The organism is Labrys sp. Lb11 (assembly GCF_057554225.1).
In genome coordinates this window covers 241547-257286 of sequence record NZ_BAAJOT010000009.1, presented here as the reverse complement: position 1 = coordinate 257286, position 15740 = coordinate 241547, and the positions used below count along the sequence as shown (strand labels likewise).

At 66.7% G+C, this 15740-nt stretch carries 14 protein-coding genes; 7 read left to right on the top strand and 7 right to left on the bottom strand.

The features are described from left to right. Positions 1-149: 149 nt before the first annotated feature. On the bottom strand, positions 150-1217 hold the full coding sequence (locus AC27L4_RS30015) for an AraC family transcriptional regulator ligand-binding domain-containing protein (RefSeq protein ID WP_487146300.1): 1068 nt from the start codon (positions 1215-1217) through the stop codon (positions 150-152). Positions 1218-1377: 160 nt separating this feature from the next. Here AC27L4_RS30015 and AC27L4_RS30010 point away from each other — a divergent pair, with 160 nt between their 5' ends. From AC27L4_RS30010 to AC27L4_RS29980, 7 genes are all read left to right on the top strand, one after another. After that, entirely contained in the window at positions 1378-2202 is an 825-nt protein-coding gene (locus AC27L4_RS30010; protein WP_487146299.1) for a transporter, read from the top strand. A 351-nt stretch (positions 2203-2553) separates the two neighbouring features. Further along, positions 2554-4917, top strand: coding sequence for a DUF3604 domain-containing protein (locus tag AC27L4_RS30005; protein WP_487146298.1), 2364 nt, complete (start codon positions 2554-2556; stop codon positions 4915-4917). Continuing rightward, positions 4914-6056: a hypothetical protein gene (locus AC27L4_RS30000; protein WP_487146297.1), complete on the top strand. Its 1143-nt coding sequence runs from the start codon at positions 4914-4916 to the stop codon at positions 6054-6056. Before AC27L4_RS30005 ends, AC27L4_RS30000 begins: the two co-directional genes overlap by 4 nt. A 13-nt stretch (positions 6057-6069) precedes the next feature. Further along, positions 6070-7065 (top strand): peptidyl-prolyl cis-trans isomerase, encoded by a 996-nt coding sequence (locus AC27L4_RS29995; protein ID WP_487146296.1) that lies wholly within the window; start codon positions 6070-6072, stop codon positions 7063-7065. Further along, the gene (locus tag AC27L4_RS29990; protein WP_487146295.1) at positions 7062-8063 is read left to right on the top strand and encodes a HupE/UreJ family protein; all 1002 of its coding nucleotides are present in this window, start codon (positions 7062-7064) and stop codon (positions 8061-8063) included. The genes AC27L4_RS29995 and AC27L4_RS29990 overlap by 4 nt, the downstream gene beginning before the upstream one ends. A gap of 46 nt (positions 8064-8109) precedes the next feature. After that, on the top strand, positions 8110-8679 hold the full coding sequence (locus tag AC27L4_RS29985) for a HupE/UreJ family protein (protein ID WP_487146390.1): 570 nt from the start codon (positions 8110-8112) through the stop codon (positions 8677-8679). Further along, positions 8676-9281: a HupE/UreJ family protein gene (locus tag AC27L4_RS29980; RefSeq protein WP_487146294.1), complete on the top strand. Its 606-nt coding sequence runs from the start codon at positions 8676-8678 to the stop codon at positions 9279-9281. Before AC27L4_RS29985 ends, AC27L4_RS29980 begins: the two co-directional genes overlap by 4 nt. Before the next feature lie 165 nt (positions 9282-9446). Here AC27L4_RS29980 and AC27L4_RS29975 read toward each other — a convergent pair whose 3' ends face one another. The 6 genes from AC27L4_RS29975 to AC27L4_RS29950 all read right to left on the bottom strand — a co-directional run bounded on the left by AC27L4_RS29975 (position 9447) and on the right by AC27L4_RS29950 (position 15595). Next, positions 9447-10745 (bottom strand): amidohydrolase family protein, encoded by a 1299-nt coding sequence (locus AC27L4_RS29975; RefSeq protein WP_487146293.1) that lies wholly within the window; start codon positions 10743-10745, stop codon positions 9447-9449. Positions 10746-10932: 187 nt separating this feature from the next. Continuing rightward, positions 10933-11274: an AzlD domain-containing protein gene (locus tag AC27L4_RS29970; RefSeq protein WP_487146292.1), complete on the bottom strand. Its 342-nt coding sequence runs from the start codon at positions 11272-11274 to the stop codon at positions 10933-10935. Then, positions 11271-11984: an AzlC family ABC transporter permease gene (locus tag AC27L4_RS29965; RefSeq protein ID WP_487146291.1), complete on the bottom strand. Its 714-nt coding sequence runs from the start codon at positions 11982-11984 to the stop codon at positions 11271-11273. Before AC27L4_RS29965 ends, AC27L4_RS29970 begins: the two co-directional genes overlap by 4 nt. 186 nt (positions 11985-12170) lie before the next feature. Further along, a complete protein-coding gene (gene clpA / locus AC27L4_RS29960; RefSeq protein ID WP_487146289.1) occupies positions 12171-14630 on the bottom strand; it encodes an ATP-dependent Clp protease ATP-binding subunit ClpA in 2460 nt (819 codons plus the stop codon). A 10-nt stretch (positions 14631-14640) separates the two neighbouring features. Next, on the bottom strand, positions 14641-15024 hold the full coding sequence (clpS, locus tag AC27L4_RS29955; RefSeq protein ID WP_487146288.1) for an ATP-dependent Clp protease adapter ClpS: 384 nt from the start codon (positions 15022-15024) through the stop codon (positions 14641-14643). 238 nt (positions 15025-15262) lie between these two features. Then, positions 15263-15595 carry a phasin family protein gene (locus AC27L4_RS29950; RefSeq protein ID WP_487146287.1) on the bottom strand — a complete coding sequence of 111 codons (333 nt, stop codon included), beginning with the start codon at positions 15593-15595 and terminating at the stop codon, positions 15263-15265. Positions 15596-15740 lie beyond the last annotated feature (145 nt).

The following is a 15740-nucleotide window of genomic DNA, read 5'->3' as shown; positions in this document are numbered from 1 at the left end:
GTGCTCCAGGCGCGACGCCGGCCGGTCCCCTCCCCCGGGCCAGTCGGAAACATCCGACTTGCCGGGGGAGGAAGACGCGGGCGTCGCGGCAAGTCCGGCCTGGAGCCCATCTCGCTCACAGGGTGGCTCGCAAAACAGAGGTGAAGCACTTAGTCCCGGACAACGCCTTGGCGGCGGCTCGTGCCGATCGTCTCGGAGTCCACAGGTCGCCCCAGCTCCTTTGCGCGAAATTCACGCGGTCCGAACCCCGTCGCCTTGCGAAAGGCGCGCGCAAAACCGGCCGGGGAGGAATATCCCAATTCTGTCGAAATGCGGGTGATCGACCCGTTCTCGTGCCGCAGCAGTTCGGTCGCGCGCTGAACTCTGACGGTGGTCGTGAGGCTGCGAAAGTCCGTGCCGGCGCGATGCAGTTCCCGCTGCAACGTCCGGATGCTGGTGTCCATCGATCGCGCGATGTCGTCGATCGACACGCTGCCGGCGAGAACCTGGGCGCGGATCTGTTCGACGGCGACGCCGAGCAGGCTTCGCGGGGCGCCGCCGGGCCGATCGCGCGCGACATCCTCCATGGTCACGATCGGCTGTGGCGGACGCTTCGACACAGCCGCCAGGTGATGTCGTTCAACGACGACCGCCACCGCGGGGGCGTTGAAAAGAACCGGGCATTGAAACACGTCCTCGAACAGTGAGGCCTGGCGCGGCGCTTCGATATCGAGCTCGACACGCAGCGGTCGCCAACTATCGGGCAGGTACGCCCCGAATATACTCAACAGTTCACCGATCGCAGCACTTGCGACAACACCGTATCCCTCAGAACCGGCCAAAGCAAATTTGTAACTATATCGCACTTCATCGGCAAGAGCCGTAACGGACAACGTATCGCAGGTGCTATGATAGCCAAGGGCCGCGATGCTGCGCGTGATCGCCTGGTCGAGGGTGCCGGCTCCGAACACATAGCGCCCGAAGCTGCCATAGGCCGCGACATTCATGCCGGGAGCGATCAGAAGGCCGAGGTTGGGGTCGCCGGCCGCCCTGCCGACCGCATCGGCGAAGGCCACCACCGCCTGCTGCGGAACGAAGCAGTTCCGCCCCTCGATCAGCTCGACATCGAACCCCGCGGCATGATTGGCCTGCTGGAGCGCCTTCTCCCCCATCTCGTGGCGCACGAACGCCGGCAAGCCTTGCAGGACATGGCTGGAGATCACAGGGACTGTGGCCATGTGATGACACTCCCGAACAACCGCATCGATGGCGTAAAATGGGTGGTCTCGGTATCGCCTGCCTCCTAGCGTGGCAAGAGTCATCCGCGGACGAGTCGTGGGGCAGGACGCCGCGCATGAACAGAGATCGAGTCGACCTGCGGTGGAGTGGAAGGCAGCAATGGCGTCCGGGATCGTGTCGAAGACCATCGCCGCAGCAATATCTTTGGCCGTCGTCACCGGACTTCAGGCGACCGCCGCCTTCGCCGAGGACGGCGAGGCGGATCTGGCGAAAAAGCTCTCCAACCCCGTCGCCGATCTCATCAGCATTCCCTTCCAGTTCAACTACAACGGCGGAATCGGGCCGGCGGAGGACGGTTCGAAATATTATATGAATTTCCAGCCGGTCATTCCGCTGACCATCAATGACGACTGGAACCTCATCTCCAGGACGATCATACCCGTCGTCTACCAGAAGGACATCGCCCCCGGCGCAGGCTCGCAGTTCGGGCTCGGCGACACGACGCAGAGCTTCTTCCTGTCGCCGAGCCGCCCCACCGGCGGCATCATCTGGGGCATCGGTCCGGTGCTCGGCATCCCCACGGGCTCCGGTTCGCTTCTCAGCTCCGAGAAGCTGAGCGTGGGGCCGACCGCCGTGGCGCTGTGGCAGGGCGACGGCTGGACGATCGGCGCCCTGGCCAATCACCTGTGGTCCGTCACCGGCGCGGCCGACAAGCCCGACGTCAACGCCACCTACCTGCAGCCCTTCGTCTCCTACACGACCAGGGACGCCTGGAGCTTCACCCTCAACACCGAGAGCACCTATGACTGGGAGACCGGGGACTGGTCCGTCCCGATCAACTTCCAGGTCGCCAAGATCGTGAAGTTCGACAAGCTGCCGGTCCAGCTCTTTGCGGGCATCCGCTATTGGGCGACATCGCCCGAAGACAGCGGCCCCACCGGCTGGGGCGCGCGATGGGGCATGACCGTCCTCTTGCCGAAGTGAGCCGGTGGAGGGGTCTCGCCATGCCTCGAAGGGACGCTCCGAAAGCTTCGACCGGCATTCGAGGTCCGGCTTCGTGGTACAGCGGTCGACACAATGGCCTTGCGGAAAAAACACGCGTACAATGTCGAGCAGGGCAAGGAACTGGAGCGCGAGGTGATCGTCGGCCGCAAGGCCCGACAAAAGGTCATTGAGGCGATAGCAGTTGTCTTCAAGACGAGAGGGTCAAGCCCGGAATCAAGATGAACTAGCCACTTTCGTATGCCGGCCCGCTGTCGCAACGGCAGTCAGGGATCATGCAGCCGGCGTTGGTCGCATAACTCATTTGAATAGGGAAGACTGGAGTCTTGGGGCATGTCGAAATCACTCTTCGCTAGATTTTACGGGATCGCGCCTGCCGCATGCGCAGCCATCCCTTTGCTGAGTATTCCCGATGCTGCCGCCCTGGCGCAGGGAGCGCCTGAGCGCGAGGCCTATTTCGGCGAGACGCACGTCCATACCAGCTGGTCGTTCGACGCCTATATTTTCGGCAACCACATCACGGGACCGGCGGATGCCTACAAATACGCCAAGGGCGAGCCGATCAAGCACCCGCTCGGCTACGACGTGAAGATCACGACACCGCTCGACTGGATGGGCGTGACCGATCACTCCGAGTACGCAGGCGTCGTCCGGCTTTCGAACGATCCGAGCTCCCCGATCAGCAAGCTGCCGATCGCCGACAAGCTGAAGGTGCGGGACGCCGCCGACATCCAGCGCATCTATCTCTGGCTCGGCACCAGCATGATGAAGGCGCAGCCGATCGAAGCCCTGGTGAAGCCCGAGATTTCGGACACGGTCTGGAAGGCCAACAACGCCGCCGCCGATGCCGCCAACGAACCCGGCAAGTTCACGGCGTTCTGCTCCTACGAGTGGACGTCGAACCCCGACTACCGCAACATGCACCGCAACATCTTCTTCAAGGATTGCGCCAAGGTTCCGAGCCGCCCGTTCAGCTCGCTCGAATCGCAGGCACCCGAAGACCTCTGGGCCTGGATGGACGGCCAGCGCAAGGCCGGCAACGAGCTTCTGGCGATCTCGCACAACGCGAACCTGTCGGGCGGGCTGATGTATCCGACCGAGGTCGACTTCAAGGGCCGGCCGATCGACCAGGCCTGGGCCGAATCGCGTGACCGCAACGAGCGCCTGACCGAGATCAAGCAGATCAAGGGCGCGTCCGAGACCCATCCGCTGCTCTCGCCCAACGACGAGTTCGCCAATTTCGAGGTCCTCAACTACCTCCTGGGCGATCCCCAGGGGCAGTTCATCACGCTCGGCGGCAGCTATGTCCGCCAGGCGCTGAAGGACGGCATCACGATGCAGCAGGCGCGCGGCTACAATCCGTTCAAGACCGGCGTCGTCGGCGGATCGGATTCGCACAACACCGCCGCGCCCTATCGCCAGGAGAATTTCTTCGGCGGTCATGCCCGGCTGGACGGGACCATCAGGGAGCGCATGGCCGGGCACAACTTCGCGGGGCTCGACGTCCGCTTCGAGAATCCCGCCGGCCTGACCGGCGTGTGGGCGGAGGAGAATACGCGTGCGTCGCTGTTCGAGGCGATGAAGCGCAAGGAGACATTCGCCACCAGCGGCCCGCGCATCAAGCTGCGCTTCTTCGGCAGCTGGGACTATGCCAAGGATCAGAAGGCCGAGCAGCACCATGAGCTGGCGTGGGGCCTGGTTCCGGACTGGCTGAAGGATCGGTACTGGGTCAAGACTGCGTATGCGCAGGGCGTTCCGATGGGCGGGGATCTGGCGTCCTTCACCGCGGGCAAGACCGCGCCCTCCTTTGCGGTGTGGGCGGTCAAGGACCCCACCTCCGGCAATCTCGATCGCATCCAGATCGTCAAGGGATGGTCGAAGAACGGCCAGAGCTTCGAGAAAGTGTTCGATGTCGCCTGGGCCGGCGACCGCCGGCCGGATGCGATAACCGGCAGGGTGCCGGCGATCGGATCGACGGTCGACATCAAGGACGCCTCGTACAAGAACTCGATCGGCGCGACCGAGCTCAAGGCGGTCTGGTCCGATCCCGAGTTCAATCCGGCCGACGATGCCTTCTACTATGCGCGCGCCCTCGAGATCCCGACGCCGCGCTGGACGACCATCCAGGCCAAGGAGCTCGGCATCTCGCCGCCGGAAATGGTGGCCGCGACCGTGCAGGAACGCGCCTGGTCGTCGCCGATCTGGTATGCGCCGACGGCCGAGCAGCGCATCGCCGCCCCGAAGGGCTCGACCGAAGCCGATCTGAAGGACCAGGGGGCGGTCAAGCTCGACGAAGCCGCGCTGAAGGCCCTGCTCGTCGGCAAATACACCTGGCTCCGTAACAACGTCACCGGCAGCGTCTTCAAGGTGCAGTGGGCGGAAAGTGGCCAGATGCTGACCATGAATGTCGATCCGCGCATGCCGCAGCCCTCGGAAGTGGGCGATGTGGTGAGCGGCTCCTATCTCGGCGCGCCGAGCGACTACTCGATCCGCGACGGCAAGGTCGTGACCTGGTTCGGCAACCGCGAGTATGACTTCACCGTCTACAAGCTGGCCGGCGGCTCGAGCGACCTCATGACCAGGGGCGACACCTATCTTGCCGCGCGCAGCAATGAGTTCGGCTACGCCAACTATGAGATCGTCCCGACCCCCTTGTTCCTCGGAACCGAAGTGAAGGACGCGACGGTGCCGCAATGAGGCCGGTACGCAAGCTCGGTGCGGCGCTGCTCGGCGCCGCACTCCTTCTGGGCGGCGGCCTCGGCCGCGCCCTTGCCTGTGCGATCTGCCTGTCGGCCGTTTCCGTAACGACGGGCCAGAAGCTCGATGCCGCCGATCAGGTGGCTCTTGCCGCGTCCCTCCCGGACGGCCGGCAATTCCAACTGGTGGAGACCATCAAGGGCGACGTCTCCCTCGGCTCGACCGTCGAGGCGAGCGCCGACCGTTCGCAGATGCCGCCGCCTCAGGCGGGAAAGCTCTATCTGGTCGCGCGCAACGGTATGTCCGGCCGCTGGACGAGTTTCGGAGCGGTCAGAGCCGAAAGCGCCGCCTGGCTGCGCGAACTCCTGAAGACCAATGACGGCCAAGCGAAGGCCCCGCCGCGGGCCTGGCCGCTCGTCAGCACGGTGCAGGCCGTCCCGGACAGCACCAACTGGTCCACCCGGATCGTCCTCATCGAGACCTATCTCGAAAACGACGATCCGCTCGTCGCCGAGATCGCGTTCAGCGAGCTGGCGCGCGCACCGTATGAGGCGCTGCGCACGCTCGGGTCCACCCTCGACGCCGGCAAGCTGCGGCGGTGGATCGCCGATCCCGCCCTTGCCAGGCGCCGCGACGCCTATCTGCTGCTCCTCGGCGCCGCCGGCGGCGCCGAGGACGCGGCGACGCTGGAGCAGCGCCTGATCGAGGCCCGCGCGGCGCAGGACGCGACGAATGTCGCCGCCATGCTGGCGGCAGATATCGAATTGCGCGGCTCCTCCCGCATCGCATGGATCGAGGAGAACTATCTCCTCGACCACAGCCGCTCCCTGCCCGAGATCGAAGCGGCCTTGCTCGCGCTCAACGTGCACGGCGGAAGCGGCAGCGACGTGGTCCCCCGGCAACGGATCGTGGACGCCTACCGACACTTCATCCGTGAACGGAAGCCGATGGCCGGATTTGTCGCCACCTATCTCGGCGACTGGAAGGCATGGGATGCCGTACCGGACTATGTCGAGGTGCTTCGCTCGAATGCCGTGACCGATCCCGCCGAGCAGTTCGCTATCCTGACCTACCTGCGGGACAGCCCGAGCACCGAAGCGCAGTCGGCGGCGACAGCTTTCATCGCACAGCAGAACTGAGCAAACGTTCCAGATGGACAGCCTTTCGGAAGATGGCCGCCGCGTCGGCGGCTTGGCGCGTGCGAATGAAGCGAATCCGGCCAGGATCGAGAAACGCAGCTGGCTTGGCCGTGCCCTGCGCGAGCCGCTCCTGCATTTCGTCGTGCTCGGCGTCGCCGTGCTCGGCGGCTACAGGCTGCTCGACCAGCAGCCCCAGGCCGCCCCCGGCGCCCAGCGCATAGAGATCACCAACGACGATCTGCGCCAGCTGGCGGTCGTGTGGCTCGCCCAGGGCCGCGAGAAGCCGACAGCCGAGCAATTGCGGGCCCTGGTGGACCAGAAGGCCGATTCGGAAATGCTGGTTCGCGAGGCGATCGCGCTCGGCCTCGACAAGGAAGACGAGGTCATCAAGCGCCGCCTGGCGCAGAAGATGGACTTCCTGCTTGCCGATGTCGCCGCGCTGGCCCCGCCGACCAACCAGGAACTGGAGACCTGGTTCGCCGCGCACAAGGCCGAGTTCACGAAGCCGCCGCGGATCCGCTTCCGCCACCTCTACTTCTCGTCCGACAAGCGAGGGCAAGGCGCGCGCGAGGCTGCCGAGGCAAGCCTCCGGCGCGTCGCCGGTCACGCTCCCGCCTCCCTCGGAACAGCCGATATCGCCGATCCCTTCATGTTCCACGACTATTATGCGGACGTGACGCCCGAGCAGATGGCGAAGGAGTTCGGCGGGGCATTTGCGAGCGCCCTGTTCGAGCTGAAGCCCGGCGACTGGCGCGGGCCGATCGAGTCCGGCTATGGCTGGCACCTGATCTGGATCGATTCACTCGAGGCGCCTCGCGTTCCGACGATGGAGGAGGTGCGGCCGACCGTGGTCGAGGCCTGGCAGGAAGAGAAGTATCGCGAGGTCAAGCAGCGCGCGATGAACGAGATCCGTTCCCGCTACCAGGTCGTCACCCCACCGCTGGAAAACGTCGACATCGACAATCTGAGCATCGTGCCCCCTGGCCCCGGCGCGTCGGTGGCCGAATGACGATCGCTTTCGCCCGCTCCCTGGCCGCGTTCGTCATCGCCTTCCTCGGCCTGATCATTCCGGCCGCGGCGCATGAGGTCAGGCCCGCCTATCTCCAGATCGATCAGACGGACGCCAGCCGGTACACCGTCCTGTGGAAGACGCCGCTCTTCTCCGGCATGCCGCTGCCGGTCGTCCTCAAGTTTCCCGACGGCATGAAGCATGTGATGGCGCCGCAGGAACGGCCGCTGCCCGGCTCCATCCTGCAAAAGCGCATCATCTCCGCGCCGGATGGCCTGGCCGGGCAGCGGATCGACTTCGTCGGCCTCCAGGCCACCATCACCGACGTTCTCGTCCGGGTGACCTGGCTGGACGGCCGGCAGGCAAGCACCATCGTGCGTCCCTCGCAGCCCTGGTACGTGGTCCCCGCCGAGCAGAGCATGTGGTCGGTGGCGTGGGAGTACCTGCGGCTCGGCATACGCCACATTCTCTATGGCCTCGATCATCTGCTGTTCGTCGCCTCGCTCATGCTGATCGTGCGCGACTGGCGTGTCCTGGTGAAGACGATCACGGCCTTCACCGTCGCCCATTCGATCACCCTCGCCCTCGCCACCTTCGGCCTCGTCAGCCTGCCCGGACCGCCGGTCGAGGCCATGATCGCGCTCAGCATCCTGCTCGTCGCCGCCGAGGCGGTACGGATGGAGCGGGGCGAGACGAGCCTGACGATCACCTGGCCCTGGGTGGTGGCCTTCGGGTTCGGCCTGCTGCACGGCTTCGGCTTCGCCGGTGCGATGGTCGATCTCGGCCTTCCCCAGCGCGATATTCCCCTGGCGCTGCTCTTCTTCAACGTGGGCGTCGAAACCGGCCAGCTGATGTTCATCGCCGTGATTCTCCTGGCCGCCTATTCGGCCAGGCTCATCTTCTCTCTCGGACGACCGGTCCGGATCGCGGCTGCCTACGGCATCGGCATCGTCGCCGCGTTCTGGTCGGTGGAACGTCTCAGCGCGATCTTTCTTTGAGGGGAGGCATGAGTTGACCTGGAACAGATGCTGCGCCGCGGGCGCGATGATCGGGCTCATGGCCGTCATCGCCGTCGGCCCCGCCCTGGCGCATACGGGCGCCGAACACGGCGGCGGCGGCTTCTCGAGCGGATTCATGCATCCGCTCCTCGGTCCCGACCACGTGATCGCCATGGTCGCCGTCGGGCTCTGGGGCGTGTTTCTCGGGGCGCCGGCAATCTGGGTTCTGCCGATCGTCTTTCCGCTGGTGATGGCCCTCGGTGGCGCGTTCGGCATGATGGAAGTGCCGCTTCCCGCAGTCGAGACAGGCATCGCATTGTCCGCGATCGTCCTCGGCCTGTGCGTCGCCCTGGCCCTGAAGCCGCCGCTCTGGGCGGCAGCGCTCATCGTCGGCGCCTTCGCGATCTTCCACGGCTATGCGCACGGGGCCGAGATGCCTGTCCAGTCGGATGCGGTGTCCTTCGCCCTCGGCTTCGTCATCGCGACCGGCCTCCTCCACCTCTGCGGCATCGCCTTCGGCAGCCTGGCCCGCTGGCCGGCCGGAAGGGTCGCCGTCCGTGCCGCCGGAGTCCTGATCGCGGTCGCAGGCGGCGCCTATCTTGCCGGCATGGCATGACCCGCCGCCGTTGCGTCCTTTCGGCGGGAGTCCTCCTGTGGCTGGTGCCCCGGACGGCCCATGCCCATGGTGCTCTCCAGGGCGCCGGGGACTTCTATGCGGGGCTGCTGCATCCCGTCGTCGTTCCCGCCGAGCTTCTTGCACTCGCGGCGACAGGATTGCTGATCGGCAGGTCCGGCCTCGCGACGTGCCGCTGGGGGATCATGGCGCTTGCCGGCGCCATGGCTGCGGGCCTGGCGGCGGTGCCTGTCCTCGCGGCGACATCCGACATGACCACACCGCTCGTCGCAGTGGCCCTGGTTGCCGCCGCGATCGTGACCACGGGGCTGCGCGCGCCCTTGTGGATGGCGACGGGCCTGGCGATGCTGGCGGGGCTTGCCACAGGTATCGATGCGGCGCCGGAGGCGAACACGCGCTCCGCGGCTCTGCTGGGCGGCTTGGCCACGCTCCTCGGCAGCACCATCGTGGCCACCGTCATCGCCGCGCTTGGGCTTCGAACGGAAAAGCACTGGCAGCGGATCGCGGCGCAGGTCGCGGGCTCGTGGATCACCGCGAGCGCCATGCTCTACCTCGCCTATCAATTCATCGCGCCGTCCCGCTGACGGGAGCGCCGCTCCCGGCCTCGATGCGTGAATGCGGGACGGATGCGCCCGCGGCGAGGCTTGGGCACGCGGCCACGCCCGCATGCAGCCGCACCGCATGCCGCTCGACCGCGCCAGCCAACCGGCTCCGCGATTGCGAACGGACCGAGCGAACTCGCGCCGCCCTCAGTTCCCCGCCGGACGCGGCGCGTAGCTGGCCGGGTCCAGGCTGGCGGGGCGGCCCTCGAGCGCGAGACCAGCGATGCGCGGCGGCGTCTGGGCGATGACGCGGCCGCGGCGCACCACGGCGAGGCGGGTGGCGCGCTGGCGGATCGCCTCGATCGTGTCGGCCGCCTGCAGCAGCACGAAATCGGCGTTGCAGCCCACCGCCAGCCCGTAGCCGTCGAGGCCCATGATCGCGGCGGGCGTCGTCGTCACCGCGCCGAAGGCCCAGTGGATCGCCTCGCGGCTGGTCATCGGCACGGCATGCACACCCATATGGGCGACGTCGAGCATGTCGGCGCCGCCGAGGCCGTACCACGGATCCATGGTGCAGTCCTGGCCGAGCGCCACGGTGATGCCCATCGCCCGCATCTCGGGGATGCGCGTCAGGCCGCGGCGGCGCGGATAGGTGTCGTGCCGGCCCTGCAGCGTGATATTGATCAGCGGGTTGGCGATGGCGGCGACGCCCGCCTCCCTGATCAGCGGCAACAGCTTCGAAACATAGTAGCTGTCCATCGAGTGCATGGACGTCAGGTGCGAGCCCGCGACCCGGCCGCCGAGGCCGAGGCGCTGCGTCTCGGCCGCCAGCGTCTCGATATGGCGCGAGAGCGGATCGTCGCTCTCGTCGCAATGCAGGTCGACCATCAGGCCGCGCTTCGCCGCGATCTCGCACAGCGCCCGCACCGAGGCGGCGCCGTCGGCCATGGTGCGCTCGAAATGCGGAATGCCGCCGACCACGTCGACGCCCATATCGAGGGCACGCTCCAGGTTTCTGGCCGCATTGGGCGAGCGGTAATAGCCGTCCTGCGGGAAGGCCACGAGCTGCAGGTCGAGATAGGGCTTCACCAGCGCCTTGACGTGCAGCAGCGCCTCGGTCGCCAGCAGCCGGTCGTCGCAGACGTCGACATGACTGCGCACCGCCAGCAGGCCCTGGCTGACGGCGAGGTCGCAATAGCGCAGCGCCCGCTCCACCACGGCCTCCTGGGTCAGCAGCGGCTTCAACTCGCCCCACAGCGCGATGCCCTCAAGCAGCGTGCCGGACTGGTTGAGCCGCGGGATGCCGAGCGACAGCGTCGCGTCCATGTGGAAATGGCAGTCGACGAAGGGCGGCGCGACCAGCCGCCCGGCCGCGTCGATCACCTGCCCCGCCTCCGCGGCGATGCCGGGCTCGATCGCCGCGATTCGCCCGCCCGACACCGCGATGTCCTGGCCGCTGCGGCCATCCGGCAGGGTGGCATTCTTGACAAGGAGGTCGAACGACATGGCAGGCCTCGGCATCTGGAAGCTGGAACGGCGGGAACCGCCCTGCCCCGGCCGGACCGCGGCACCGTCCCGCGGCACACGGATCGGAGCCCTCGGCGTGGCGGCGTCGGGAGACAGGACGGGCAGCATCATCACCGCCGCGGCGACTTTGGCAACGCCCGTCTGCAGGCCGGACGGGCGAAGCGCCTCAGTCCCACCAGAACGTGCCGATCGCCAGCAGCGCCTCGCAGACCACGGTGCCGACGATCATCGAACGTTTCGCGGCGAAATAGGCGCCAAAGCCCGCCGCCATCGAGCCGATCCGCAGCCAGGCCGGCACCTCGGCCAGGGTCCCGGCGGGATAGAGCACGAGCCGGCCGATGATGGCGGCGATCAAGGCCGTGGCCACCGCCTTGACCAGCCGATAGGCGGCGGACGTCTCGTCGATCCGCGCGGCGACCAGGGCGCCGAGCACGCGCCAGACGTCGGACACCGCCGCAGCGGCGAGAACGATCAGCGACAGCGCCCAGGGGCTCTCCGGCCCGTTCATGCCGATCGCCGCCAACCGCCGGCCAGGAACGCCGCGACGCCCCCCAGCAGACCGGTGATGAGAATATCCCACTGCGCCAAGCCGAACAGAGGTGCCAGCACATGCGCCACCGGCAGCAGCGCAAGGCCGAGCGCGAAGGCGAGCTTGCCGTCCAGGCTCTTCGCCGTCTTCTCGGTCGACAGCAGGAAGGAGACGGGCGTCAGCATCAAGAGCGCCACGTCGAGCGGGCGCGGCAGCCGGCCGGCGAGCATCCAGCCGATGCCGCAGCCGACGACGCTGAGCAGAACGGTGAGATTGGCCATCCAGAAGAAGAAGCCGGTCCGCGCGTCCCGCTCCACCTTCGGCAGGTTGAGCAGGCTGAGGATCCAGACGGTCTGGGCGACGTAGTGGCTGGCCAGGATCTGGGTCCAGAGCCGCGTGCCCGGCTGCCGAAGCAGCGGCAGCAGCGAACATACCATCGGCAGCAGCCTGATCGAGGAGATCGAGACCGCAGCGAGGGCCGCAGGCAGGCCGGTACCGCTCGCCAGGGCACCGATCAGGATCACCTGCCCCGGCAACGCCCAGATGATCGCGGTGGAAAGCACGGTTTCGAACAGGCCCCAGCCGGCGTCATGCGCCAGCCCGCCGAAGCCGATCATCGAGCCGAGCAGCACCACGCCCGGCAGGCTGAGCGAGGCGCGAAGGGCCGGCAAGGCCTGCGATCGGACCATGGGCGGCTGCGGCTAAAGCGTGTTGCGATCTGACGGAATCGCGTCAAGTCGCAAAGACACGTCGAAACGAGGAGTTGGAGCAAAGTGCGTTTGCACCAAAACGCGCTTTGCTCTAGGGGCGGCACGAAGCAGGAACGATCGGCGGCCGGCCCGAGAGGCCGGTCGCCGATGGCGCGGCTCGGCGGCTCACTCCGTCTTGAGCGGCACCTTCGGCACCGTTCCGCGCGGCCCCTTCGGCGCCAGCAGCAGGGCCGGCGCCTTGGTCTTGGCCTTGCTCCGCTTGGTCGACTTGCGCCGCGGCTTGCGGGCAGCCTCGGCCACGACGCGCTCCGCCTTCGGGGCGATCGGCCCGTCGGGATATTCGAAGCCGAGCGCCCGCTTGCCCGCCTCGTCGGTGGTGACGACGACGCGCACCGCCCCGCCGGACGTCAGCCGACCGAACAGCACCTCGTCGGCCAGCGGCGTCTTGATCGTCTGCTGGATCAGCCGCGCCATCGGACGCGCGCCCATCAGCTCGTCATAGCCGTTGGCGACCAGCCAGGTGCGGGCATCCTCGGTGAGCTCGATCGTGACGTTGCGGTCGGCGAGCTGGGCCTCGAGCTGCAGCACGAACTTGTCGACCACCTGCGCGACGATCTCCTGCGACAGATGCGCGAAGGGGATGGTGGCGTCGAGGCGGTTGCGGAATTCCGGCGTGAACAGCCGGTTGATCGCCTCCGTGTCGTCGCCCTCACGCTTGGACTTGGTGAAGCCGAAGGCGGACTTGGCGAGGTCGGCCGCGCCGGCATTGGTGGTCATGATCAGGATGACGTTCCTGAAGTCGACCGTCTTGCCGTTGTGGTCGGTAAGCTTGCCGTGGTCCATCACCTGCAGGAGGATGTTGAACAGGTCGGGATGCGCCTTCTCGATCTCGTCGAGCAGCAGCACGCAATGGGGATGCTGGTCGATGCCGTCGGTCAGCAGGCCACCCTGGTCGAAGCCGACATAGCCTGGCGGCGCGCCGATCAGCCGCGAGACGGTGTGGCGCTCCATGTATTCGGACATGTCGAAGCGCAGGAGCTCGATGCCCAGGATCGAGGCGAGCTGGCGCGCCACCTCGGTCTTGCCGACGCCGGTCGGGCCCGAGAACAGGTAGTTGCCGATCGGCTTCTCCGGATCGCGCAGGCCGGCCCGCGCCAGCTTGATCGCCGACGAGAGCTGGGCGATGGCCTTGTCCTGGCCGTAGACGACGCGCTTGAGGTTGAGCTCGAGGTTGCGCAGCGTCTCCGTGTCGTCCTTGGAGACGCTCTTGGGCGGGATGCGCGCCATGGTGGCGATCGTCGCCTCGATCTCCTTGACGCCGATCGACTTCTTGCGGCGGTTCTCGGGCACCAGCATCTGCGAGGCGCCGGTCTCGTCGATCACGTCGATCGCCTTGTCCGGCAGCTTGCGGTCGTTGATGTACTTGGCCGAGAGCTCCACCGCTGCCTTGATGGCGTCGTTGGTGTAGCGCAGCTTGTGGAATTCCTCGTAGTAGGGCTTGAGGCCCTTCAGGATCTCGATCGTGTCGGCGATGGTCGGCTCGGCCACGTCGATCTTCTGGAAGCGGCGGACGAGGGCCCGATCCTTCTCGAAATACTGGCGGTACTCCTTGTAGGTGGTCGAACCGACGCAGCGCAACGCCCCGGCGGCCAGCGCCGGCTTCAGGAGGTTGGAGGCATCCATCGCCCCGCCCGAGGTGGCGCCGGCGCCGATGACGGTGTGGATCTCGTCGATGAACAGAATCGCGCCGGGATAGGCCTCGATCTCCTTGACCACCTGCTTCAGGCGCTCCTCGAAATCGCCGCGATAACGGGTGCCGGCGAGCAGCGTGCCCATGTCGAGCGCGAACACGGTGGCGCCCTGCAGCACCTCCGGCACGTCACGCTCGATGATGCGGCGCGCCAGCCCTTCGGCGATGGCGGTCTTGCCGACGCCCGGATCGCCGACGAAGAGCGGGTTGTTCTTCTGACGCCGGCACAGCACCTGGATGGTGCGGGTGATCTCCAGGTCGCGGCCGATCAGCGGATCGATCTTGCCCTCGCGCGCCTTCTTGTTGAGGTTGACGCAGTAGGCGTCGAGCGCGTCCTGCTTCTTCTTCGCGCCGTCCTCGCCGCCCTGTCCGGTCTTGGGCGTCTCGCCCTCGTTCTCGTCGGAGCCGCGCGGCGGCTTGGATTCCGACAGGCCGGCGCGCTTGGCGATGCCGTGCGAGATGTAGTTGACGGCGTCATAGCGCGTCATGTCCTGCTCCTGCAGGAAATAGGCGGCGTGGCTCTCGCGCTCGGCGAAAATCGCGACGAGCACGTTGGCGCCGGTGACCTCCTCGCGGCCGGACGACTGCACATGGATCACGGCGCGCTGGATGACGCGCTGAAAGCCGGCGGTCGGCTTGGCGTCCTCACGCCCGTCCGAGACGAGGTTCTCCAGCTCCGTGTCGATATACTCGATCAGGTTGCGGCGCAGGACGTCGAGGTCGACGTTGCAGGCGCGCATCACGGCGGCCGCGTCCTGATCCTCGATCAGCGACAGGAGGAGATGTTCGAGCGTGGCGTATTCATGGCGGCGCTGATTGGCGGCGGCCAGGGCGCGATGGAGAGACTGCTCGAGGCTGCGGGAAAATGACGGCACGATCAGTTCCTCACTTCTTTTCCATGACGCATTGCAACGGATGCTGGTGCTTGCGGGCGAAATCCATGACCAGCGTCACCTTGGTCTCGGCAACCTCGTAGGTGTAGACGCCGCACTCTCCCACCCCATTGTGGTGAACGTGCAGCATGATCTGCGTGGCCTCTTCCCGGCTCTTGTTGAAGAAGCGCTCCAGCACCTCGATGACGAACTCCATCGGCGTGTAGTCGTCATTGAGCAGCAGGACCCGGTAGACCGGCGGCCGCTTGGTCTGCGGCTTGGTCTTGGTGATCACCGCCGCCCCCGTGCCGTCGCCCGGCAGGCGCGGCTCGCGGGCCATGGCGCGCAGGGGCTGCGCACTCAGGTACTGCGGCGAGGACGTGCTTGATTCAATCATGAAAACCGAAAGCAACCCGGCCTCGAAGCACGAGGGGAGTCGCAGGCCGACGCGATCCCGCCACACAATTTATAAATGCCTGTGGCATTTCGCCAGTGCGTTTGCGCCACCAGATGCGCCAGCCTGCGCAATTCTGCGCGGCGCGGCGTGCGAGCCCCGAAACGACGAAGGCCCGGCGCAGGGGCCGGGCCTTCGAAAATCTGGTCATGCGGCCCGAGGTCGCAGCCGCGTCAGGCTCTCACTTCGGCGCCTTGGCCAGGAAGCCTTCATAGGGCTTGTAGCTCTCGCGCGCGATGTTGGTGAACAGCTCGCCGACCTTGGTCGTCTGGGCGACGAAGCCCTCGTAGGAAGAGCGGGCGAACTCGCTCTGGATCTCGATGGCCTTGTCGAGCGACTTGGCGCCGATCAGCTTCTCGACCGCGGCCGAGGACGCCTCGAACGACTTCTTGGTGTAGTCGGCCGTGTCGGCGGCGACGGTCTGCAGGCCCTTCGAAATCGCGGCAAAGCTCTTGCTGGCGAGTTCGAAGTTCTCCTTGCCGAACTTCTGCACGTCGTCGATGGACTGGAACATGGGAGCCTCTCCTGATTTCCGAGCCGCCGGGCGGCCCGCTCTATGCGATCTGCATCGGGTACTCGGCACGGCCATCGTGCACTGCAGCATGATATAGGTGCAGTGCGATATCGTGTCAAGAAAGCGCCACCTTTGCCCTGACATT